At 39.7% G+C, this 23,988-nt stretch carries 22 protein-coding genes; 14 read left to right on the top strand and 8 right to left on the bottom strand.

The window, feature by feature from the left end; all coding sequences use genetic code 11:
• Positions 1-21: 21 nt before the first annotated feature.
• Entirely contained in the window at positions 22-744 is a 723-nt protein-coding gene (locus LBE40_RS07060; protein WP_004858177.1) for a response regulator transcription factor, read from the bottom strand.
• Positions 745-1,118: 374 nt separating this feature from the next.
• Between LBE40_RS07060 and lysM the strand changes: the two genes are divergently transcribed.
• Positions 1,119-1,574 (top strand): peptidoglycan-binding protein LysM, encoded by a 456-nt coding sequence (gene lysM / locus LBE40_RS07055; RefSeq protein WP_004858178.1) that lies wholly within the window; start codon positions 1,119-1,121, stop codon positions 1,572-1,574.
• A gap of 134 nt (positions 1,575-1,708) precedes the next feature.
• On the opposite strand, the gene LBE40_RS07050 is transcribed toward lysM, so the two are convergent.
• Positions 1,709-2,263 carry a copper chaperone PCu(A)C gene (locus LBE40_RS07050; protein ID WP_004858180.1) on the bottom strand — a complete coding sequence of 185 codons (555 nt, stop codon included), beginning with the start codon at positions 2,261-2,263 and terminating at the stop codon, positions 1,709-1,711.
• A 708-nt stretch (positions 2,264-2,971) separates the two neighbouring features.
• On the opposite strand from LBE40_RS07050, the gene dnaK reads away from it, so the two are divergent.
• The 5 genes from dnaK to lepA all read left to right on the top strand — a co-directional run bounded on the left by dnaK (position 2,972) and on the right by lepA (position 11,162).
• A complete protein-coding gene (gene dnaK / locus LBE40_RS07045) occupies positions 2,972-4,864 on the top strand; it encodes a molecular chaperone DnaK (protein ID WP_004858182.1) in 1,893 nt (630 codons plus the stop codon).
• Positions 4,865-5,022: 158 nt separating this feature from the next.
• Complete coding sequence (gene dnaJ / locus LBE40_RS07040) at positions 5,023-6,171, top strand: molecular chaperone DnaJ (protein ID WP_004858183.1); 1,149 nt, start codon at positions 5,023-5,025, stop codon at positions 6,169-6,171.
• Between the two features lie 921 nt (positions 6,172-7,092).
• The gene (gene argB / locus LBE40_RS07035) at positions 7,093-7,998 is read left to right on the top strand and encodes an acetylglutamate kinase (RefSeq protein WP_004858187.1); all 906 of its coding nucleotides are present in this window, start codon (positions 7,093-7,095) and stop codon (positions 7,996-7,998) included.
• A 34-nt stretch (positions 7,999-8,032) separates the two neighbouring features.
• A complete protein-coding gene (locus LBE40_RS07030; protein ID WP_004858191.1) occupies positions 8,033-8,941 on the top strand; it encodes a DMT family transporter in 909 nt (302 codons plus the stop codon).
• Positions 8,942-9,356: 415 nt separating this feature from the next.
• Complete coding sequence (gene lepA / locus LBE40_RS07025) at positions 9,357-11,162, top strand: translation elongation factor 4 (RefSeq protein WP_004858195.1); 1,806 nt, start codon at positions 9,357-9,359, stop codon at positions 11,160-11,162.
• A 66-nt stretch (positions 11,163-11,228) separates the two neighbouring features.
• Here lepA and dapD read toward each other — a convergent pair whose 3' ends face one another.
• Positions 11,229-12,077 (bottom strand): 2,3,4,5-tetrahydropyridine-2,6-dicarboxylate N-succinyltransferase, encoded by an 849-nt coding sequence (dapD, locus tag LBE40_RS07020; RefSeq protein ID WP_004858199.1) that lies wholly within the window; start codon positions 12,075-12,077, stop codon positions 11,229-11,231.
• A 101-nt stretch (positions 12,078-12,178) separates the two neighbouring features.
• Here dapD and LBE40_RS07015 point away from each other — a divergent pair, with 101 nt between their 5' ends.
• On the top strand, positions 12,179-13,042 hold the full coding sequence (locus LBE40_RS07015) for an LOG family protein (RefSeq protein WP_004858203.1): 864 nt from the start codon (positions 12,179-12,181) through the stop codon (positions 13,040-13,042).
• A 32-nt stretch (positions 13,043-13,074) separates the two neighbouring features.
• Here the strand turns inward: LBE40_RS07015 and truA are convergent, their stop codons facing one another.
• Genes truA through def form a run of 3 tightly spaced genes read right to left on the bottom strand, consistent with a single transcriptional unit; the run spans position 13,075 to position 15,279 of the window.
• Positions 13,075-13,818 (bottom strand): tRNA pseudouridine(38-40) synthase TruA, encoded by a 744-nt coding sequence (gene truA / locus LBE40_RS07010; protein ID WP_004858206.1) that lies wholly within the window; start codon positions 13,816-13,818, stop codon positions 13,075-13,077.
• A gap of 1 nt (position 13,819) precedes the next feature.
• On the bottom strand, positions 13,820-14,749 hold the full coding sequence (fmt, locus tag LBE40_RS07005; protein ID WP_004858211.1) for a methionyl-tRNA formyltransferase: 930 nt from the start codon (positions 14,747-14,749) through the stop codon (positions 13,820-13,822).
• Positions 14,749-15,279 carry a peptide deformylase gene (def, locus tag LBE40_RS07000; protein WP_004858214.1) on the bottom strand — a complete coding sequence of 177 codons (531 nt, stop codon included), beginning with the start codon at positions 15,277-15,279 and terminating at the stop codon, positions 14,749-14,751. The genes fmt and def overlap by 1 nt, the downstream gene beginning before the upstream one ends.
• A gap of 91 nt (positions 15,280-15,370) precedes the next feature.
• Here def and LBE40_RS06995 point away from each other — a divergent pair, with 91 nt between their 5' ends.
• Both LBE40_RS06995 and LBE40_RS06990 read left to right on the top strand, forming a co-directional pair.
• Positions 15,371-16,555: a DNA recombination protein RmuC gene (locus LBE40_RS06995; protein ID WP_004858216.1), complete on the top strand. Its 1,185-nt coding sequence runs from the start codon at positions 15,371-15,373 to the stop codon at positions 16,553-16,555.
• Positions 16,556-16,664: 109 nt separating this feature from the next.
• Positions 16,665-17,255: a transglycosylase SLT domain-containing protein gene (locus LBE40_RS06990; protein ID WP_004858219.1), complete on the top strand. Its 591-nt coding sequence runs from the start codon at positions 16,665-16,667 to the stop codon at positions 17,253-17,255.
• A 520-nt stretch (positions 17,256-17,775) separates the two neighbouring features.
• Here LBE40_RS06990 and LBE40_RS06985 read toward each other — a convergent pair.
• A complete protein-coding gene (locus LBE40_RS06985) occupies positions 17,776-18,027 on the bottom strand; it encodes a BQ00720 family protein (protein WP_004858221.1) in 252 nt (83 codons plus the stop codon).
• 29 nt (positions 18,028-18,056) lie between these two features.
• The gene (locus LBE40_RS06980) at positions 18,057-18,485 is read right to left on the bottom strand and encodes an Hsp20 family protein (protein ID WP_004858225.1); all 429 of its coding nucleotides are present in this window, start codon (positions 18,483-18,485) and stop codon (positions 18,057-18,059) included.
• Between the two features lie 120 nt (positions 18,486-18,605).
• Between LBE40_RS06980 and nth the strand changes: the two genes are divergently transcribed.
• From nth to pheT, 5 genes are all read left to right on the top strand, one after another.
• Positions 18,606-19,346, top strand: coding sequence for an endonuclease III (nth, locus tag LBE40_RS06975; protein ID WP_004858230.1), 741 nt, complete (start codon positions 18,606-18,608; stop codon positions 19,344-19,346).
• A gap of 154 nt (positions 19,347-19,500) precedes the next feature.
• The gene (rpmI, locus tag LBE40_RS06970) at positions 19,501-19,704 is read left to right on the top strand and encodes a 50S ribosomal protein L35 (protein ID WP_004858232.1); all 204 of its coding nucleotides are present in this window, start codon (positions 19,501-19,503) and stop codon (positions 19,702-19,704) included.
• Positions 19,705-19,737: 33 nt separating this feature from the next.
• Entirely contained in the window at positions 19,738-20,139 is a 402-nt protein-coding gene (rplT, locus tag LBE40_RS06965; RefSeq protein ID WP_004858237.1) for a 50S ribosomal protein L20, read from the top strand.
• Between the two features lie 95 nt (positions 20,140-20,234).
• Positions 20,235-21,320, top strand: coding sequence for a phenylalanine--tRNA ligase subunit alpha (gene pheS / locus LBE40_RS06960; RefSeq protein ID WP_004858240.1), 1,086 nt, complete (start codon positions 20,235-20,237; stop codon positions 21,318-21,320).
• Positions 21,321-21,351: 31 nt separating this feature from the next.
• Positions 21,352-23,766, top strand: a complete 2,415-nt coding sequence (pheT, locus tag LBE40_RS06955) for a phenylalanine--tRNA ligase subunit beta (protein ID WP_004858243.1) — start codon at positions 21,352-21,354, stop codon at positions 23,764-23,766.
• The last annotated feature ends 222 nt before the right edge of the window (positions 23,767-23,988 follow it).

Here is a 23,988-nt window from a genome sequence, read left to right as displayed (position 1 = left end):
AACTTGTGCGACAAAAAAGCTTCATACTTCGTGGAAACGATAGCCTACACCATAAAGTGTTTCAATCATTGCAAAATCATCATCCACTTGTTTAAACTTCTTTCGCAGACGTTTAATGTGACTGTCGATGGTGCGGTCATCTACATAGACTTGATCACTATAGGCAGCATCCATCAAAGCATCACGACTTTTTACAACTCCTGGTCTTTGCGCTAAGGTCTGTAGAATCAGAAATTCTGTAACAGTCAGGATAACAGGTTTATCTTTCCATGTACAGGTGTGGCGTTCTTGATCCATCACAAGATCTCCGCGTTTAAGAGAAGAGGTGGGAGAAGCTCCCGTTGCAAGTGGTTGGTTACGCGCACTAGAACGGCGCAAAATAGCTTTTACGCGCTCAATGAGAAGACGTTGAGAGAAAGGTTTGGTAATAAAATCGTCAGCACCCATTTTGAGACCAAACAGTTCATCGATTTCATCATCCTTAGAGGTAAGAAAAATAACTGGAATATCAGACTTTTGCCGCAATCGGCGCAAGAGTTCCATCCCATCCATTCGGGGCATTTTAATATCAAAAATAGCTAAGTGTGGGGGATGGAGTGTTAAACCTTTGAGTGCAGATGCTCCATCTGTATAGCTTTCAACCCGATAGCCTTCTGTCTCAAGCGCAAAAGATAAAGATGTCAAAATATTGCGGTCATCATCAACAAGTACAATCGTTTGCGTGATTGTTGGTGTATCTTTCATGGCTTCTTAGACCTTTCTATTGCTGTGGTAGCAAACTACTCACGCTATTTATATGGGAGTTCACATTTTTTTTGCAAAACAAATGTGATACAAATTGTAGCAGAGTAAAACCCCTTTCATTTTTACGGTAAAAGATTGTTTTATCTTTGTAATTTTATAATGCTTTTGCGCGTGTTAAGATCCCTTTGCTTGAGAGAAAATTTTCATAAAGGCTTTTTTTATCAAAATTTGTTGTTGGCTTTGTCCCAGAATTGAACAGGTTTGTTTTTGGTTGTTGAAGTTTAGAAAATCTACCTATCTGTTTTAAGAGCAAAGAAAAGAGTGTGGTAACATATGCGCACAAATTTGCTTCCACTGCACACAAGGAGGCCATAATGGGGTTTTTTAATTTTATTAAAACAGTTGGTGAAAAACTTGGTATTGGCGATCATGAACCAGAAGAAAAAGATTTTAAGGCTGCATTTGATAATTTTCAATTGGACACGGAAAAAGTAAATATACAGGTTGAAAACGGTAAAGCTATTTTGAGTGGTGAAGTTCCAGATAGGGAAACTCTTGAAAAAGCACTTTTGGTTGTTGGCAATTCGCAGGGCATCTCTTCTGTTGATGTTGACCAGTTAAAGATTACAGATACTGCACCTACAAAAACTTCTCGCTTTTATGAGGTGAAATCTGGTGATAATCTTTGGAAAATTGCTGAGGAAGTCTATGGGAAAGGGCAAGGTGATAAAAACATACTTATTTTTGAAGCCAATAAGCCAATGCTGAAATCACCTGATAAAATTTATCCTGGTCAAGTTTTGCGCATTCCTGAAATTGATCGCGTTTAATCAAACGGAAGATAAGTTTTTTTATTTTTTTGCGGTATATTCCGCAACGCTAAAAATTAAGAAGCGTGAGGAAAATTTTCACGCTTCTTTTTGTTATTGTTATATTGAATGTGCATTGAATAGTAAAAAAGAGCTTAGTTCGTAGGTGCTGATTTAGAAGATGATCTTCCTCCCATGGGATTTACAGAGAAGTCAACATCAATTGTTCCTGCTTTCTCAAACGTCAATTTTGCGCTGATTTTGTCACCTAACTTGAATGGTTGTGTAAGCCCCATGAACATAATATGATCACCCCCAGGCTTAAGGGTGATTTCACCATTGCCTGGAATTTCGATGCCATTATGCATTTTTTCCATTTTCATGATATCGTTAACGACTGCCATAGAGTGGATTTCTGTTGTCTGTACTCCGTTTGTTGAAACAGAAACTAAACGATCTGGGGTACTGCCATGATTAATGATGTAGAGATAACCGCTGCCAACTTTTATACCTTTGGGAGTTGCGCGCGTCCAAGGATGAAGGATTTCTATATCTCCAACTTGATATTGTTGAGCAGTTGCTGGTAGGGCTATGAAAGCAAAGAGAAGAGCCCACACTACATTTGTGATAACTTTTTTAAGTGTATATTGTGCGAGAACTGGATCTTTAGATATGAGATCCTTTATTCTTCCAACGATAAATGTCATCATTGATTTACCCTCCTTTGTGAGATTCACTTTTATCTATTTCTAGCAGAGTTTTTTTTCAAAATAAAAGAGAGAATTGCTAGAATTATACGAATAAAGATAGGAGGTATAGATCTCTTGGTTTTATAGGAAGGCGATAAGGTTTGAGGTGATACTACGAAAGGCGAAGGGGGGCGTCCTTATATATTTGCAAATTTAATATACAGGTAAAAAGGAGGTCATATAGGATGTATTCAAAATATAGCTTTCAAATGATAGTGAACAATTAGGTTTGTTAGAGACAGAGCTGTTGAGAGAAAAGTGACGGATAATATCCTCACAAGCTATGTGTTTAGCAAGATGAAGTTTAATGCTATAGGTAGGCGATGTTATTGGTTGTATGATAGGCGGTTATTAGAGATGTGGTTGAGAAAGGTTTATAAGCATCGTAAACAAAGATATGCTCTGATTCCCACTTCTTTAATAAAGATAGCGTTTGTGCGTAAGTAGAATACCTCTTTTAAAAGAAAAATTTTATTTTGAGAATGTTCTCATTATTCTCTTGTAGCGATAAGAGCCTGTTCTTATATACGAAGCAGAAAGGCTTGTTGCGACTTGCAGTTTATTGTTTGTGTAACTTGAAGTGAGATGCAGGCTTTGAGTGTTATGAGGAGCTTTCTTGGAAAGATGCTTGATGAAGGTTGAGATAGCTTGCTGAATGGAGATTATAATATGGCAAAAGTAATTGGTATTGATTTGGGGACAACTAACTCTTGTGTCGCTGTTATGGATGGCAAAAACGCAAAGGTTATTGAAAATTCAGAGGGAGCGCGGACAACACCTTCTGTTGTTGCCTTTACTGATGGGGGAGAGCGACTTGTTGGGCAACCTGCTAAACGGCAAGCGGTTACGAATCCTGAAGGAACGGTTTTTGCAGTTAAGCGCTTGATTGGCCGTCGTTTTGATGATCCTATGGTTGAAAAAGATAAAGCGCTTGTGCCTTATAAAATTGTTAAAGGTGACAATGGTGATGCGTGGGTTGAAGAAGCGGGTAAGAAATATTCTCCATCACAAATTTCAGCTATGATTTTGCAAAAGATGAAAGAAACTGCTGAGTCTTATCTTGGTGAAAAAGTTGAGCAAGCGGTTATTACGGTTCCTGCGTATTTTAACGATGCACAACGTCAAGCCACTAAAGATGCGGGTAAAATTGCTGGACTTGAAGTTTTGCGGATTATCAATGAGCCAACAGCAGCTGCTTTAGCATATGGTTTGGATAAAAAAGACGGAAAAACCATTGCTGTTTACGACCTTGGTGGCGGTACATTTGATATTTCTGTGCTTGAAATTGGAGATGGTGTTTTTGAAGTTAAGTCAACCAATGGAGATACTTTTCTAGGTGGTGAAGATTTTGACATGCGCCTGGTTGGTTATTTTGCCGATGAATTCAAGAAAGAACAAGGGATTGATCTGAAAAATGATAAACTAGCATTGCAGCGTTTAAAAGAAGCAGCAGAAAAAGCAAAGATTGAACTTTCTTCTTCACAACAAACAGAAGTTAATTTGCCATTTATTACGGCAGATCAATCTGGCCCTAAGCACTTAACGATGAAATTGACTCGCGCGAAATTTGAATCTCTCGTTGATGATTTGGTTCAGCGCACTATTGAGCCGTGTAAAGCTGCATTGAAAGATGCAGGATTGAAAGCGGGTGAGATTGACGAAGTTGTTTTAGTGGGTGGTATGACACGTATGCCCAAGATTCAAGAAGTTGTACAGAGCTTCTTTGGCAAAGATCCACACAAAGGTGTTAATCCCGATGAAGTTGTTGCAATGGGAGCTGCCATTCAAGGGGGAGTATTGCAGGGTGATGTAAAAGACGTATTGCTCTTGGATGTAACACCTTTATCTTTGGGTATTGAAACATTGGGTGGAGTTTTTACACGTCTCATTGAACGCAATACCACTATCCCAACGAAAAAATCGCAAGTTTTTTCAACAGCTGATGATAATCAGAATGCTGTGACTATTCGTGTTTTCCAAGGTGAACGCGAAATGGCTAACGATAACAAGTTGTTGGCCCAATTTGATCTTGTTGGCATTCCACCAGCACCGCGTGGTATGCCTCAGATTGAGGTTACTTTTGATATTGATGCGAATGGTATTGTAAATGTTTCGGCTAAGGATAAAGGAACCGGTAAAGAACATCAAATTCGTATTCAAGCATCAGGTGGTTTAAGTGATGCTGACATAGAAAAAATGGTAAAGGATGCGGAAGAGCATGCAGCTGAGGACAAAAAGCGCCGTGAAGGTGTGGAGGCTAGAAATCAAGCGGAAGCTCTTATCCATTCAACTGAAAAGTCATTAAATGAATATGGTGACAAAGTATCAACTGAAGAAAAGGAACAAATTGAATCTGCGATATCTGATTTGAAGTCTGTACTTGATGGCAGTGATATTGAAGAAGTGACAGCAAAAATGCAGAAATTAGCAGAAGTCAGTATGAAGCTTGGACAGGCGATGTATGAAGCTTCACAAGCAGCAACAGATAACACTGAAACAGATACCAAGGGTGATGATGTTGTTGATGCTGATTTTGAAGAAATTAATGATAAGAAGAAATAGTGTAAGCAAATGTATTGATCAATTAATAAACCCAGCCTTTGAGATATGAGGCTGGGATTTGTTATTTGAGATGAGTTGCAACTTTGTGACTAAAAATATAAATTGAAAACAAATCTTATCCATTAAAATGGATAACAAAAAATTATCAGGAATACATGATGAAGGTTGATTATTATGAAATTCTTGGCGTGACTCGCGAATGTGATGATAAAAAGCTGAAATCTGCGTTTCGTAGGTTAGCGATGCAATATCATCCTGATCGGAACGCAGGGGATAAAGAGGCAGAGCGGAAATTTAAAGAAATCGGCGAAGCTTATGAAGTTCTCAAAGACCCTCAAAAGCGCGCTGCTTATGATCGATTTGGTCATGCGGCTTTTGAAAATAATGGCCGCGAGGGAGCAAATCCCTTTAGTGGTTTTGCAGCCAGTGGTGGATTTTCCGACATTTTTGAAGATTTTTTTGGCGAAATTATGGGAGGGGCGCACCGTAAGCGTAGTGATGGGCGTGAGCGTGGTGCAGATCTGAGTTATAATATGGAAGTGACCTTGGAAGAGGCATTTTCAGGAAAAACTGCGCAAATTAATATTCCTAATTCTGTTACTTGTGATGCTTGTGAAGGATCGGGTGCGAAAAAGGGCTCTAAGCCACAAGTTTGTGGAACTTGTCATGGGGCTGGCCGTGTGCGTGCTGCCCAAGGTTTCTTTTCTATTGAGCGAACATGTCCTGCATGTCATGGACGTGGTGAAACGATTACGGATCCATGCCCGAAATGTCAGGGGACGAGACGGATGGAAAAAAAGCGTTCATTGAGCGTGAATATTCCAGCTGGTATTGAAGATGGTACACGTATTCGCCTTTCTGGTGAAGGAGATTCTGGCATTCGTGGTGGCCCTAGCGGTGATCTTTATATTTTTCTTTCCATTAAACCACATGAGTTTTTTCAGCGAGAAGGGGCAGATCTTCACTGCCGTGTTCCTATTTCAATGGTGACAGCTGCTTTAGGAGGAGAGTTTGAGGTTTCCGACCTTGATGGAATCAAAGCACGTGTTAAGGTTCCAGAAGGGACACAAAATGGATGCCAATTTCGCCTTAAAGGCAAGGGCATGCCCATGTTGCGTCGTCAGCAGACAAGGGGTGACCTTTATATCCATATCGCTATCGAAACACCACAGAAATTAACACAAGAGCAGCGCGAATTGTTGCAAAAATTTGAAAAGCTTTCCAATTATGAGAATTCACCGCAATCACACGGTTTTTTTTCGCGGATGAAGGAATTTTTTGAGAATATTTCTGGTCGAAATGAGTGAATGCTCAACAGAATCAAGAGAGGGAGAATCCACTTGAAAGATTATTTTAATTGAATTTTCTATTGCATCACACTCGTTGAAAAAAATGGAGATTCCTCTTGTTCTTGTTTGAGCCCAGATTGGCTGTTCTTTGATGGACTCTTATTACCAATGAGTATAAGGTATTTTATTTTATAGCTCTTCCACTAAAAATATACTTTGCTTTGAGTCTTGTCATTCGTTTTTCTTTTAAACTAAAACTGTAAAATTGCTTGATGAAAGATAGGAACCGATGGGGTAGCAAAAGCTTAGTTAATACCTATAGCAGAATTTGAATAAATTGGGGCTTCTTTAAATGACTAAAACAAGTACATTTTCATAATTTTATGCAATATTTCAAGAAAGTTTGTATGGTCTTACAAGATTACAAAGCTGAATTGTGCTGCTACGGGATAGATTGTTCGAGTGATGTTTTTGATTTCCAATTATTGTGAAAAAGAGGAATTGCTAGGTTAGGGCTTTAGCCTATCTGGTATATCTGTGATTGAGCCATTTCTTGTATTGGCGATTAGTTTCACCATTATAAAGAATTTTTGTTTTCATCTTAATAAAATCAATGGTTGTATACATCCACATTCATTGTTAAAGATCCATAGGGTAAAACAAATGAGTTGAATGTACAGCGTAGCTTAACATTTCTTCTAAATTCTACTTCCTAATTTTATACATAAGATCATAAAACAATGACATTTTGTACGCCTATCTTGATTAATTTTTTTATGCGAGTTTTTTTAAGGAAGCTACTTTTTTATCTCATTACTACTTTAGTCGTAATTTAAAGAAAAATTAAGTGTTTTTTAGGGTAACAGATAGAGAAAAACTTATTTTCGCTTTTCCTAAACTTTACTAAGAAAGGGTAAAAAGTGATGAGGAGGCCCTTCAATGGATGATGTTGAAAACGATGTTGCAGATGTTTTTGAAAAACAAGCAGCATTTTTATCGTCTGCTTTACCTTATATGCAAAAATATGAAAATGAAACCGTCGTTGTAAAATATGGTGGTCACGCTATGGGTGATCCTGCTTTGGGGCGAGCGTTTGCGCGTGATATTGCTCTGTTGAAGCAATCAGGAATTAATCCCGTTGTTGTTCATGGTGGAGGTCCTCAAATTGCAGAAATTTTGATGAAAATGGGCATTGAGTCACGGTTTGAAAATGGTTTACGCGTAACCGATGAGCGGATTGTGGAAGTGGTTGAAATGGTTTTGGCAGGCTCCATAAACAAGGAAATAGTCGCTCTCATCAATGCAGAGGGTGAATGGGCAATAGGGTTGTGCGGCAAGGATGGCAATATGGTTTTTGCCGAAAAGGCATATAAAACTATAATTGATCCCGATTCACATATTGAACGTGTTTTAGATTTGGGATTTGTTGGTGAACCTGTTGAAGTTGATCGCACATTACTGGATCTTTTGGCATGTTCTGAAATGATTCCAGTTCTTGCTCCTGTAGCTCCAGGTCGCGATGGTAAAACCTATAATATTAATGCTGATATTTTTGCTGGAGCCATTGCCGGTGCATTAGAGGCCAAACGCCTTTTGTTTCTAACAGATGTTTCTGGTGTCTTAGATAAACAGGGTAAACTTTTAAAGAAATTGACAATTTCTGAAGCTGAAAATCTTATCAAAAATGGAACAATTTCAGATGGTATGATTCCAAAGGTAGAGACTTGTATGAAAGCCCTTCAAAATGGTGTCGAAGGTGTTGTTATTCTAAATGGCAAAACTCCCCATTCTGTCTTGCTAGAGCTGTTCACCGAACAGGGAGCGGGAACGCTTATTGTTCCATAAGATATACGGAAAAATTGGAGGAGAAAAACCTTTCATGACTAATATAAAACAGTTGAAACATCCTTTATTAAGCAAGCCAGAATTAGCATTATTTATTGCAACAATATTGTGGGGCATTACATTTTTAGTAATTCATATCGCAGTACGTTATAGCGGTCCTCTCTTTTTTGTGGGATTTCGTTTTATTATTGCATCGCTTATATGTGGGGCAATTTTTTGGCGCTCTATGAAAGATATAACTGTTTATGAAACTTTTGCTGGAATGGCTATTGGTTTGGGAATGTTTCTGGGTTACGCTTTGCAAGCTATGGGACTGCAAACCATTATGAGTAGTCAGTCGGCTTTTATTACGGCGCTTTATGTCCCTATAGTTCCAATATTGCAATGGATTGTTTTTAAAAAACCACCTCGTTTAGCTTGTTGGATCGGTATCGTTTTTGCTTTTATTGGGCTTGTACTTATTTCTGGACAAAAGCCGGGAAGGTTCGATTTTTCAAAAGGTGAAATTCTGACTTTGTTAGGTGCTTTAGCAATTGCTGCAGAGGTTATACTCATTGGAATGTTTGCTAACAAGGTTGATAGCCGGCGTGTAACGATTATGCAGTTATTTTTTAGTGGTCTTTTGTCATTTCTTTGTATGCCTTTGATGGGTGAAAGCATTCCTGAATTTTCGTGGGTATGGCTGAGTATCGGTATAGGATTGGCATTGATGAGTGCTATCATTCAATTGGCGATGAATTGGGCACAAAAGTCTATTTCTCCTACACGTGCAACACTCATTTACGCGGGTGAACCTGTATGGGCTGGCATTGTTGGGCGTTTAGCTGGTGAGCGTTTATCTCCTTTGGCTTTGTTTGGGGGAGTACTCATCTTGATTGGGATTGTCGTGGCTGAATTACAACCTTCACAATGGCGGAAAAAAGATAAAGTGAGAAAAAACTGATTAACTTTGCTTTTTTTTCAAAGAAGTTAAAGAGGCTCTAGGTGCTTTTTCACTTTTAAAAGAAGAAGCTCCTTAAAGAGTATAGTTTTTTTATTTTGTATAAAATTGATAAAAAAAGCGAGTTATTGTGTAAAAATAGAAAACAGCGCTTTTTGCAAATTTTATTACAAGTCTGAATTTTATACATATTTCTAATATTGTACGGGCATATTGAGTGATAAGACCAACGAATATGAAAAAATGAAGAGCATCACTTTTAATCATGGGCATTGCGTTTAGCAAACAAAAGCTTCATTTTTTAAGTTATGGGGAGTTGTGTTTTGAGAAGCTCTTTTCATTTATATTTTCTTGAAAGGTTTTCAAAGAGGTGCAATTGGTCTTTGCGTTTTGTGCTATTCTTTGCTAAATCGCCCGTATGACTGTAGATCGTAATTATATCCGTAATTTTTCCATCGTGGCACATATCGACCATGGAAAGTCAACTTTAGCTGATCGTTTGATTCAAATGACGGGAGGGCTTGAGTCACGTGAGATGAAAGAGCAAGTGCTTGATTCCATGGATATTGAGCGTGAACGTGGAATTACTATTAAAGCACAAACGGTACGTTTGCACTATAAAGCGAAGAGTGGTGAAACCTATATTTTAAATCTTATTGATACGCCTGGTCATGTTGATTTTGCTTATGAGGTTTCGCGTTCATTGGCTGCTTGTGAAGGTTCACTTTTGGTAGTGGATGCGAGCCAGGGTGTAGAGGCGCAGACGTTGGCGAATGTTTATCAAGCTATTGATAATTCCCATGAATTGGTTGTTGTGCTCAATAAGGTTGATCTTCCAGCGGCAGAACCTGAGCGTGTTAAAGAACAAATTGAAGATGTGATAGGCATCGATACATCTCAGGCAGTGGAAATATCAGCAAAAACAGGTTTAGGGGTTCCTGATGTTTTAGAAGCAATTGTGATGCAATTGCCACCTCCACGTACTGGCGATGTTAACGAGCCCTTAAAAGCGATGTTAGTTGATAGTTGGTATGATGCATATCTTGGAGTCATTGTTTTGGTGCGGGTGATTGATGGTATATTGAAAAAAGGTCAAACTATCCGCATGATGGGTACAGGAGCAAAATATCCAGTTGAACGGGTTGGAGTCTTTACCCCAAAAATGATCCAAGTTGATGAATTAGGACCAGGGGAGATTGGCTTTATAACGGCCTCTATCAAAGAAGTTGCTGATACACGGGTTGGTGATACCATTACGGAAGAACGCCGCTCTTGTGAAGAAGCGTTACCTGGGTTTAAACCTGCGCAACCTGTTGTTTTTTGTGGACTTTTTCCCATTGATGCAGCTGATTTTGAAGATTTACGTGCAGCCATGGGCAAACTGCGCTTAAATGATGCAAGCTTTTCCTTTGAAATGGAAACATCCGCGGCTTTAGGGTTTGGCTTTCGTTGTGGATTTTTAGGGCTTCTTCATCTTGAAATTATTCAAGAGCGGTTAGAGCGCGAGTTTAATTTGGATTTAATCGCGACAGCACCTTCAGTTGTTTATCGTATGAATATGAATGATGGTTCTGTTAAAGAATTACACAACCCAGCAGATATGCCTGATATTGTTAAAATTTCTTCCATTGAAGAACCATGGATTCGGGCTACAATTATGACTCCTGATAACTATCTTGGATCAATTTTAGAACTTTGCCAAGAGCGGCGAGGGATACAGGTTAGTTTGTCCTATGTAGGGACGCGTGCGATGGTGACATACGATTTGCCACTGAATGAGGTTGTTTTTGATTTTTATGATCGTTTAAAATCAATATCAAAGGGTTATGCTTCCTTCGATTATCAGATGACGGATTATGCAGAAGGCGATTTAGTTAAAATGTCTATTTTAGTGAATGGAGAGTCTATTGATGCATTGTCGATGCTTGTGCACCGCACTATTGCGGAAAGGCGCGGGCGTTCCATGTGCGAAAAACTAAAAGATCTTATTCCTCAACATATGTTTCAGATTCCAGTCCAAGCAGCAATTGGGGGTAAAATTATTGCGCGTGAAACAATTCGTGCTTTGCGTAAAGATGTAACGGCTAAATGCTATGGGGGTGATGTGACGCGTAAGCGTAAACTTTTAGAAAAGCAAAAAGAAGGTAAAAAACGAATGCGCCAATTTGGAAAAGTAGAAATTCCACAGTCGGCTTTTATTCAAGCGCTTAAAATGAGTAAATAATGAAATTTCTTTCGTTGAAAGCATTTTTGTATTGTGTTGATTTTTAAGGCTTTAGAAGAGTATTTTTTAATCACGCAAAAGATCGTTAATAGATGTTTTCTCTCGTGTTTTTTGGTCAACGCGTTTCACTATGACAGCACAATAAAGATTTGGACTTGCTGCACCGTTTGGTAATGGTTTTCCAGGGAGAGAGCCTGGAACTACAACGGAATAGGCAGGCACTTCACCTATAAAAACTTCGCCTGTTGTACGATCAATAATTTTTGTAGATTTTCCAATAAAAACTCCCATCCCTAAAACTGCACCTTCACGAATAATACAACCTTCAACAACTTCAGAGCGTGCACCGATAAAGCAATAATCTTCAACAATCGTTGGGTTTGCTTGCAGTGGTTCTAAAACACCTCCGACACCGACGCCACCAGAAAGATGAACATGTTTGCCAATTTGTGCACAGGAACCAACAGTAGTCCATGTATCAACCATTGTTCCCTCATCGACAAAAGCACCAAGATTTACAAAGGATGGCATCAATATAACATTGGGAGCAATATAGGCAGAATGGCGTACAATTGCTCCAGGAACGGAACGGAAATCAGCTTTTTTAAAGTCAACTTCTTGCCAACCAGAAAATTTCGAAGGGACTTTATCCCACCAATATGTTCCATTTATCCCACCGGCAATAATTTGCATAGGATTGAGCCGAAAAGAGAGAAGGACGGCTTTTTTTAACCATTGGTGAACATGCCATTGTCCATTTTTTTGGCGTTCCGCTACACGGACTTCACCTTTGTCAAGAAGGTTTAATGCATATTCAACACTTTCACGAATTTCACCCTTTGTGATAATATCGATAGAATCGCGATCATCAAATGCTTTTTCAATAATCATTTCAAGTTGTGTGAGATGGGTCATGATCAAAGTTTCCGTTAAACAAGTTGTCAAGATTTATTCTTTATGACCTACGCGAAGAAATGTTTTCAGTCAATAAAACGATGAGGAAGTAGGACAAGTGCATGAAAAAAGGTTACAAAGAAAAAAGAGAAAAAGAACAAAAAAATTGGGCGCCACTTCTCCATGTAAAAGATGCTCTACAACAGGTGCATGAAGTTTCCGATTCAGCACAAATGCATTCACCTACTTATCGTTTGGCGTATATCGACCAAGAGTTTATGATGCGTCCTGAGTTACGCTCACAACGTATTGGTCTTGAGTTTTTAAAGCCAGAAATAGTGCTTCAGGAATATAATATTCAATCAACAATTGTTTTATTTGGTGGTGCGCGTATTCCCGAATCTGGGCAAGCAGCGTGGGCAGCAAAAAATGGAACACAAAAGAAAAATTTACATGCTATGTCACATTATTACGATGAAGCAAGGGAATTTGCGCGTTTATGTTCATGCTATTCTGCTACGACGGAGTATCGTGAATTTGTGGTCGTCACAGGGGGGGGCCCAGGGGTAATGGAAGCAGGAAATCGTGGTGCTACTGATGTTGGTGCACCAACGATTGGCTTAAACGTCGTTTTACCGCATGAGCAAATGCCTAATTCTTATGTGACTCCGCATTTATGTTTTAATTTTCATTATTTAGGGATGCGTAAAATGCATTTTTTAATGCGGGCGAAGGCATTGGCGGTTTTCCCTGGAGGGTTTGGTACTCTGGATGAGTTGTTTGAAACTTTAACTTTAATGCAAACAGGGCGAATGAAACAGGTTCCAATTTTAATGTTTGGCAAAGAATTTTGGGCAAACGTTATTAATTTTGATTATTTATCAGCACAAGGTACTATCTCTCCTGCTGATCTCACCCTGATGACATTTGTCAATACCGCAGCGGAGGCTTTTGAAGAAATCCGTTCCTTTTATAAGCTTCCTTAATTGCTTTTGAAGAAGTAACTTTTGCAGGATAGTTAATATTCCACTTTAGTCAAATAAAGTCCTGAAGGTGGTGCGACAACACCACAACGTGTGCGATCTTTAGCATGAAGAGCTGCTTCAAGATCTTGTGTTGTCCAGCGACCGATACCAACTTCCATAAGGCTTCCCGCAAATGAACGAATTTGATGATGAAGAAAAGAGCGGGCTTGTGCATAGAGGAAAATCTCATCTCCTTCTCTTTGAACATCAAGGCGTTCAAGGGTGCGAATAGGGCTTTTGGCTTGGCAATGGGCTGAGCGGAAAGTGGTAAAATCGTGTTGTCCTACAAGTTTTTGGGCAGCTTCATGCATGGCTTCAGCGTTAAGGGGTTTTGGCAACCACCACACGCGTTTGGCGTTCAAAGCTGGTGGGGAGCGGCGATTAAGAATTTTAAAAAGATAATGGCGTTTGATTGCGGAAAATCGTGCGTCAAAGTCATCAGGGACGTTTTGTACATTTAAGATCGAAATATCTTCTCCTTGTTTTCGTAAATGCGCATTGAGCGCATCACGTATAGTGTGCGTGTACCAGGTTTTTTCAAAATCAACATGTACAACTTGTCCAGTAGCATGCACACCTGCATCCGTTCGGCCAGCTGTCGTGATGGTTAGTTGTTGGCCGCAAAAGTGAAAAATAGCTTGCTCAAGAGCTCCTTGTATGGTGCGGAGGTCTGTTTGGCGCTGCCAACCAGCGTAATTTGAGCCATCATATTCAAGGGTGAGTTTAAAACGTGGCATATTAAAAAACAGTAGAAATATGAGCACCTCGCAAAAATGTGGCGCTATCAAGAATTTTACCACCAGATCTTTGGAGATGGGTTATTTCTAAACGTCCTTGTCCGCAGTGGACGATCAAAGAATTTGGCTCTATCCGACCAATTTCAAGAGAAGGTCCCGTTTTTAAGCGACTTCCAAGAATTTTTACGCGCTCTTCTCGTCCGCCGATATTCATGTTGCACCAGCAACTAGGAGAGGGAAAAAGTGCACGAATATGCCTATGAATAAGTTCTGCAGGTTTTGTCCAATCAATGCGGGTTTCTTCCTTTTTGATTTTAGAGGCATAGGTTATGCCTTCTGCTGATTGTGGGGTAAGTTTAAGCTGGCCTTTTTCAAGAGCTGACAGAGCTTTTATCATAAGTTCTGCACCCATATGTGAAAGTTTATTTGAAAGTTCACAGGTCGTCATGTTATCGGTGATAGGGATGGAGTGGGAGAGAGCAATAGGTCCTGTATCAAGCCCTTCATCCATTTTCATAATCATCATCCCCGTTTCTCTATCACCAGCCATAATTGCACGCTGAATAGGAGCAGCGCCACGCCAACGTGGTAAGAGTGAAGCATGAGCATTAAAACAACCAAAGCGTGGTGTTTCAAGAATAGTTTTCGGTAAGAGGAGTCCATAGGCAACAACAACAGCAGCATCAACACCAAGTGCTGTAAATTGGGCTTGTTGTTCGACTGTTTTGAACGTTAGAGGAGTGAACACAGGGATGCATTTTGCTTGTGCTGCGTTTTGAACAGGTGAGGGGATCAGTTTAAGACCACGACGGCCTGCTGGGCGAGGAGGTTGGCTATAAACAGCTACAATATCATGTCCCGCATTCAACAAAGCATGTAAAATGGGAACAGAAAAATCAGGTGTTCCCATAAAACTCAACCGTAATGCCATTACAAAAGTGCTTTCTGTGCGTTATTTTCTTTTGCGCGTTTTTTAAATTTTCGTATCACCATATCACGTTTGATTTTTGAAATGTGATCTATAAAAAGACAGCCGTTTAAATGATCAATTTCGTGCTGTAAGCAAGTAGCTAGGAGATCATCTGCTTCAATTTCTGTTTGTTTCCCTTGGCGATCTTGATAGCGCACACAAAGGCGTTTAGGGCGTTCAACTTCCGCGTAATATTCAGGAATAGAGAGGCAGCCTTCTTTATAAGTATTACGCTCATCTGAAAGCCATAAGATTTCTGGGTTAATAACAACAAGCGGATTTTTCGAGATATCATCTCTGGAGACATCTATGACCAACATACGCAGCGGTATACCAATTTGAATAGCAGCAAGACCAACGCCTTGGGCATTATACATCGTATCCAACATATCATCAGCAAGCTTTTGGAGAGCTGAATCAATATGCTCGACGGGTTTGGATACTTCCCGTAAAATCGGATCAGGTAAAGTAATTAAAGATTTAATTGGCATAAGTATAGATTAATCAATGGTTTGTTATGGGTCAATATTGAATAACGAATTCTTGCGCTTTTTTTATGATAAGAGGATTATATTATTTGGTATGTTTGATTCGTTTTTTTCTTTTATGCTCGCTGATCAGTCTTTTGCTAAACTGAGTGCTCTGCTTTTACTGATACTCATTTGCTTGACATTTTTTATGCTGATACATTCTTATCGGAAAAAGGCACTTTGGGAAAATAAAACTGCTGAACGTGCCCGTGAAGCACAAATGCAGATGGCTACATTGCTAAAAACACAAGCTGAAATGCAAGGGCGAATGCAGACTATGGCAGAAATTTTTGGTCAAAGGCAGGCTGAATTGAATAAGTCACTCAGTGAGCAACTCAATGGGATGACAGCCAATTTGGGTCAAACGCTTCAGGTGCAGACCAAATCTACTTATGAAAATTTGGCTCGTTTGCAAGAACGTTTAGCGGTAATTGATGCGGCGCAAAATAATATTCAGTCGCTTACAGGACAGGTTGTTCAGTTACAGGCTATTTTAAGCAATAAACAGACACGTGGTACTTTTGGTCAGGGGAGGATGGAAGCAATTATTGCCGATGCCCTACCAACAAATGCTTATGCTTTTCAAGCAGTTCTCTCTAATGGAAAGCGCCCAGATTGCCTCATTTACATGCCGAATAAAGGACCATCTCTTGTGATTGATGCAAAATTTCCTCTAGAGGCGTGGAATGCCATGCGTAAAGCAACATCAGCGCAAGAGCGTCAGGAAGCAGAACGCCAATTCCGTACTGACATGGAAGTTCATATTCGCGATATTGCACAGAAATATTTAATTCCTGGAGAAACACATGATACAGCTTTTCTCTTTGTACCCTCGGAATCGGTTTTTGCAACAATTTATGAAGATTTTGAGCCATTGGTACAAAAAGCCAATCGAGCACATGTGATTATTGTATCACCATCTTTGTTGATGTTATCTGTTCAGGTTGTACAAACTATTATGAAAGATGCGCGGATGCGTGAACAAGCACATTTGATTCAGTCAGAAGTAGCAAAATTAATGGAAGATTTTGGACGAATGGATACGCGTGTTCGCGCGTTACAGAAGCATTTTTACAAAGCAGGTGAAGATATAGAGGGGATTTTAATATCATCCTCAAAAATTATGAAACGAGCTAATCGCATTGAAACTTTTGAGTTAAAAGAGAACAGCTTTGAGCAAACGAAAATGACAACCTCTATTTCATCTCAAACATTGCGTTTGGTGGATGAGGAGTAAAACAAGGCTCCTAGTAATTACAAGTATGTCCATATTCTTTATTTATTGATTGGTAATAATTTTTTAGTATCTATATCTCATTAATTTCCTAATGAGAGGAAGAAAATATATGCGGCGCCTTTTGTTTTTGGGGGCATTGGTGTTTCTGCTAGAGGGATGTGCAACAACCTCCCCAATCTATACAAACAATGCTTGCGCTGTTTTAGCACAAAAAAATAGTTTTTTTGATAATTGGGGAAAAGCTTCTCAACGCGCAGCAATGCACTATGGGATTCCTATGCCGATTATTCTTGCAACCATTAAGATGGAATCGAATTTTCGTCACAATGCACGTCCTCCACGCACAAAACTTTTTGGTTTTATTCCATGGAAACGCCGATCGACAGCATATGGTTATTCTCAAGCGCTTGACAGTACATGGGCAATGTATCTCCGTTCTACGGGACGGTCTTTTGCATGGCGGACTAATTTTGCAGATGCCGCTGATTTTGTTGCTTGGTACCATCGCCAAAGTGTCCAACGCAATGGTGTGAGGTTTGATGATGCGTATAGCCTTTATTTAAATTATCATATGGGGCATGGTGCTTATGCGCGCAGTAGAGGGCAAGCAAGTAGTAGCGCACTTGCACAAGCGGCACAGCGCATGGCAAGAATATCTAGACAATATGAACAACAATTAAAGGCATGTGGGTGGCGTTAAAGGAGGATATCTGCAAGCAAGGATTAGATTGGTTTTGGAATAGACTTAAACACAGAATTTATTATGCCTCGAGTGAACAAGTATGGTTTTTCTGATTACACGAGTTGAATAAATCCAGATGACTAGGAATCTTCCAATGCATTTAAGAATATTATGGGGAGGATTTTTTTATCAAAACCTTTATTAAAAAGAAATGCTCTCTCAAGAGATAAATAGTTCACTATAAATGCCGATAACAGAATAGATTCAAAGAGTATCAATCAACAAAGATCTCTTTTTATAGAAACAAGACAGTAGAATATCAAAGAAAAGAAAAAGCAGATACCATCGCTCAAAAGATTGATAGTGTGAGAGGGATAGTAGAAAGTTAGATACAACTGCGCTTTTTTATTAAAAAAATTACGATACCTCACTGGAATGATCTGCTTCCAATTTACCCATACAAAGGTTTATTGTTGTGCTTTCCTATACAATATTGATAGCTTCATAAAGATGCTTTCATTATTTTTGGTGCAACAATCTAGTGCAGAGTCACAATTTGTAGCTCATGCTCATTAGCTCCTGCAAGAGCGATAGAACGCTCGTCGGATAAAATGATTGGATAGCCTGTTTCACCAAAAAGAGCCCATATTGTAATGCCTGGGGTCATTGGTGGAAGATCTGGAAAGTTTTTAGCCAGATCATCTGTACAAACCTTTTTCAAATAAGCAATTTGCCCCGTATCAGAGTGGGCTGTATCTTGCAACGGCAGGTTCTGTTTGTGCTCTCCCATTTCACTACTCCTTTACGCCTTAATTTGTATTACTCGCCACTACTACAGTTGATCGGAATCTGTACCGTTTGTTTTTTTGATTTTGGTTGATGTAGGTTAATTGATAAGAGACCATTTTTCAACTCGGCATTTGTAACATGCATTCCTTCAGCGAGAACAAAGATGCGTTGAAATTGGCGTGCGGCTATACCGCGATATAAATATTGATGATTTTGACTATCTGTTTGTTTACCATGAATGATCAGTTGATTGTCATCGAGCAAGATACTAAGGTTATTGACTTTAAATCCAGCAACAGCCAAAGTTATGCGTATATGGTTTGTGTCATCGTTTTTGTGCAAACGTTCAATATTATAGGCTGGATAAGCCTCATCAGCTTTACCAATACGTCGCAATGTTTTTTCTATCGTTTCAAATCCTAAAAGAAAGGGATTGGAGAAAGGCGTCACATGTGTCATTGTGAGTGTCCTCTTCAAAGCGGCTCTACTTAACCAAGCTCTATAACAAAGTACTCGCTACATCCCCCTCAATATGGCGAGTGTGGATGATAACTTCAAGAGAGAAGATAAAAGTGTTCAATGATTCAAAGAAAAATAAAATTATTACAGACACGAAAATCTGTCAAAATATTATATAGCAAAGACGAAATTGAAGAAATATTTCGTCGTTTTTCTGTTCAACGCCCGCTTCCTAAGAGTGATCTTATCTATACCAATGTTTTTACTCTTTTGGTTGCGGTTGTTCTTTCGGCTCAAGCTACAGATACGAGCGTTAATAAAGCGACAAAGGAATTGTTTCGCCTCGCTGATCAACCGGAAAAAATGGTTGCATTAGGAGAAGAAGAAATTGCACGCCATATTCGTACAATTGGTCTTTGGCGTGCAAAAGCGCGTAATGTTTATGCACTTTGCAACTTTTTAATTGATCACTATGGTGGTCAAGTGCCTGATAAACGTGAAGCACTTATGGCACTTCCTGGAGTAGGGCGAAAAACGGCTAATGTTGTTTTGAGTGTTGCTTTTGGTCAGTCTACACTGGCGGTGGATACGCATATTTTTCGCCTTGGAAACCGCCTTGGTTTAGCGTCTGGCAAAACACCAGAGATTGTTGAAGAAAAGTTACTAAAGATTATACCAGTGCATTATATTCGTCATGCGCATCATTGGCTTATTTTACATGGGCGTTATATTTGCCAAGCCCGTAAAGTACAATGTACGCAATGTATTATTGCTGATCTGTGTAAAGCAGCCATCAAAACAAATGCAATTCCAGCACCTTTGGTTGAAGTTCAAGGCAATGGGCCTCCGATTTTTTTTTGATATGGTCTTGCTATTTCGTGTATACTAGCTTATGAAAACGCTATCAGAGCCGCCCGGCAGGGCATGCCGTGGCTGTTTGAATGCTTGTTCAAGCGTTAGTCCGCTTGAATGTAATGAATCCACTTGAATGAATAAAATTGTATGGAGTAGCAAAATGCCCAAGATGAAGACCAAGTCGTCCGCTAAGAAGCGATTTAAAATCACTGCGTCAGGCAAAGTTAAAGTAACAGCTGCAGGCAAACGTCACGGTATGATTAAGCGTTCAAATAAATTTATTCGCGATGCGCGTGGAACGATGGTTTTATGCGAACAAGATGCCAAAAAAGTCGTTCAGTATTATTTGCCAAATGGTTTTTAAACCTTACGCTTTTGATTTTTAGGAGATTATTACATGGCACGTGTAAAAAGAGGTGTGACAGCGCACGCTAAGCACAAAAAGGTTTTGAAACAAGCTGAAGGTTTTTACGGTCGGCGCAAAAATACTATTCGTGCAGCTAAAGCGGCGGTTGATCGTTCAAAGCAGTACGCTTATCGTGATCGCAAAAATAGGAAACGTACTTTCCGTGCTTTGTGGATTCAGAGGATTAATGCCGCTGTTCGTGCAGAAGGTTTGACTTATGCGCGTTTTATTGATGGTTTATCGAAGGCTGGTATTGAGGTTGATCGTAAAGTTCTTTCAGATATAGCAGTTCACGAAACAGAAGCGTTTTCTACTTTAGTAGCCTGTGCAAAGAAGGCTTTGGAATATTTACAAGACACGACGCCTAATGCTTTTGAAAGCGCTGTCAAGTAAGCCAGTCGTGTTCTCTTAAAGCATTCATTTATTCAGGGTCCCGTACTGGTTTTTACGAGTGCGGGTTTTTTTTTATTAAAAACATAGGCAAAAAGATGAGCGATATTGAGCGTCTGGAACAAGAAATTTGTTTAGCTTTAGAAGCAGCGGGTGATGAACAGGAACTTGAAGCAGTGCGTATTGCGGCGTTAGGCAAAAAAGGGAGCATCTCTGAAAAATTAAAAACATTAGGGAAGATGAGCGCTGAAGAACGTCATAAAATGGGGCCTGCTCTTAATGGGTTAAAAAATCGTGTTTTAGAGTTATGGACGCAAAAACGTGATCTTCTTAAAAAGCAAGCAATGGATTCGCGCCTTTCTAGCGAAACGGTTGATGTAACCTTACCTGTTCGTTCTTCACCTATAGAACGGGGGCGTATTCATCCTATCTCACAGGTGATTGAAGAAATTATAGCTATTTACACGAATATGGGTTTTTCACTTGCGGAAGGACCAGATATTGAAACAGATTATTACAATTTTACGGCATTGAATTTCCCTGAAGGTCATCCAGCGCGCGAAATGCATGATACCTTCTTTTTTGATGTCAATAAAGCAGGAGAGCGCAAATTATTGCGCACCCATACATCACCCGTGCAAATTCGTACGATGGAAAAACAAAAAGCACCCATACGTATCATTATTCCTGGAAAAACTTACCGTATGGATTCAGATGCGACTCATTCACCAATGTTTCATCAGGTGGAAGGTCTTGTGATTGATAAAACCTCTACCATTGCACATATGATGTGGCTTCATGAGACTTTTTGTAAAGCTTTTTTTGAAGTTTCATCTGTGAAGATGCGTTTTCGTCCCTCTTTTTTTCCTTTTACCGAACCATCTATGGAAGTGGATATCCAGTGTGACCGTTCTGGTTCAGAAGTAAAATTCGGTGAAGGACAAGATTGGCTGGAAATCTTAGGATGCGGAATGGTGCATCCTAATGTATTGAAGAATGTTGGTTTAGATCCCGATGAATATCAGGGATTTGCGTGGGGAATGGGTATTGATCGCATTGCCATGTTGAAATACGGTATGCCTGATTTGCGGGCTTTTTTTGATGCTGATTTGCGTTGGTTAGATCATTACGGCTTTCGTTGTTTTGATATACCTGCTTTTTTTCCTGCTTTAAATAATGTGTGATCTTATCATAGCGTTGATGTGAGGTTTTAAAATGAAATTTACATTGTCTTGGTTGAAAGATCACTTAGAGACAGATGCATCTTTGAATGAAATTTGCGATAAACTAACGGCGATTGGTCTTGAGGTTGATCATGTTGATGACCGTTCTTCTTTAAAAGGTTTTGTGATTGCAAAAGTTTTAACAGCAACAAAACATCCTGACGCAGATAAATTACAGATTTTATCGGTAGATACGGGGTCTGGTACGCCTATGCAAATTGTCTGTGGGGCACCAAATGCGCGTGCTGGACTTGTTGGTGTTCTTGCATTGCCAGGCACTTATGTGCCGGGACTTGATGTGACCTTGTCTGTAGGAAAAATTCGTGGGGTTGAAAGTTTCGGGATGATGTGTTCACAAGCAGAGCTTGAATTATCAAGTGAGCATGATGGGATTATCGAACTCCCAGAGGATGCGACTATAGGAGGTTCATTCGCTGCTTATGCAGGTTTAGATGATCCAGTCATTGATATTGGTTTAACTCCCAATCGTTCTGATTGTACAGGTGTTCGCGGTATTGCGCGTGATTTAGCTGCTACTGGAATCGGGCGATTAAAAGAATTATCGTTGCCACAATTTGACGCTTCTTTTGAAACACCGCTTCATGTTTCTTTAGATTTTTCGCAAGGCTCATCGCTATGTTTAGGTTTTGCTTGGCGTGAAGTACGTAATGTTCAAAATGGGGCGTCACCGCAATGGATGCAGCGGCGTTTGAGTGCAATTGGTTTGAGACCTATTAATGCGTTGGTCGATATGACCAATTACATAAGCTTTGATCTTGGTCGTCCGCTTCATGTTTTTGATGCAGATAAGATTAAAGGGAATTTAAGTGTATGTCGTGGTCGTGGAGGTGAACAACTTCAAGCGCTTAATGGAAAAATCTATAATTTGGGTGTCAAAGATTGTGTCATCGCAGATGAAGAGGGAGTTGTTTCGATTGCCGGTATTATGGGTGGTGAAAGAACGAGCTGTGATGAGAAGACGCGTCGGGTTATTATTGAGTCAGCACTTTGGGATTCAAAGAGTATTGCGCAGACGGGACGTGCATTAGGAATTATCAGTGATGCGCGTTATCGGTTTGAGCGAGGTGTTGATCCGACTTTTATGGAAAAAGGGCTTGAGATTGCAACAGAATTAGTTTTACGCCTTTGCGGTGGTGAGGTATCCAAGACGAAGGTTGTTGGTTATCAGCAACCAGAAATCAAACAAATCGCTTTTCCTTTTTCTGAAATGAAGCGTTTGACAAATTTAGAAATAGAGCGTGAACGAGCCATTACTATTTTGATACAGCTTGGATTTTGTATTGAAGGGGAAGGAGATGTTGTTACCGTTAAAGTACCAACATGGCGTCCTGATATTGCTGATAAAGCTGATTTAGTAGAAGAGGTGATGAGGATTTATGGGTTGGATAAAATTAAACCCATTCCGTTAGCAGATTTTACAGCGGGAAAAGGTCCAGTTTTAACAGGCGCACAGGTTCATTCACGTGTTGCGCGTTTAGCTTTAGCGCATCGTGGTATGAAGGAGGCCGTGACATGGTCCTTTATTTCTGAAAGTCAGGCTTTTGCTTTTGGCGGTGGTCAAGAACAGCTTAAATTGGTAAATCCTATTTCTGCTGACATGTCCGTGATGCGTCCTTCTCTTTTACCTAGTTTACTGATGGCAGCACAACGAAATGCTGATCGTGGTTTTCCAGATCTTGCTTTGTTTGAGGTGTCCAGCATCTATGAAGGCGATACACCTGATAAACAGCAATGTGTTGCTGGTGGGATTCGCCGAGGAACAGAACGATTTGAAGGAGCAGGGCGTTTTTGGCATGGTGATGCTGCAACAGTTGATGTTTTTGATGCCAAAGCCGATGCATTGGCTGTTTTAGAAGCGTGTGGTATGGATATAGGCAAGATTCAAATTGAAGTTGGAGCTCCTAATTGGTATCATCCTGGTCGTTCAGGGCTTATGAAGCTTGGAGCAAAGATTATTCTTGGTTTTTTTGGCGTTTTTCATCCTGCTACATTGGAAAAGTTAGATGTAAGTGGTCCTTTATGTGGGTTTGAAATTTTTCTTGATAAAATTCCGGAGTTCAAGAAAAAGGTAACCAAAAGTCGTTCTCCGTTGAAATTATCGCCTTTTCAAATAGTGCGGCGTGATTTTGCATTTGTGGTTGATAAAACGGTTGCTTCCTCTCTTATTGTACGTGCTGCAAGTGGAGCGGATAAAAAACTTATTCATTCAGTGCAGGTTTTTGATATTTTTGAAGATTCAAGCCTTGGTGAAGATAAAAAATCTGTTGCGATTGAAGTCGCTATTCAACCCATTGAACGGACCTTAACGGATGAAGATCTAGAAGAGCTTGCTTTGAAAGTGGTAGAAAATGTCACTAAGGTGACAGATGCATGTTTGCGCTGTTAAGTCTTCTTCTCTTTTATCAGGTTATTTTATAAAGAGGGAGCACTCAAAAGTGCTCCCTCTTTTTTTGGCATTCAGGATTTATAGAGCTCCTTGAAAGAAATTTTTCGCACAAAGCAGATTTTCTTTAAATGATCAGTTTTTTTCAAAGTTGAAAGAATGTTTTTAAACATCTTGAAAAGTTATTTTTTGTCAGAATCCTTCATTGCAAATGTCAAAGATAAC

It is taken from the genome of Bartonella taylorii (assembly GCF_023920105.1).
In the GTDB taxonomy this organism is placed as follows: domain Bacteria; phylum Pseudomonadota; class Alphaproteobacteria; order Rhizobiales; family Rhizobiaceae; genus Bartonella; species Bartonella taylorii.
The sequence above is the reverse complement of the archived record's forward strand: the minus strand, read 5'-3'. Positions and strand labels throughout refer to the sequence as shown.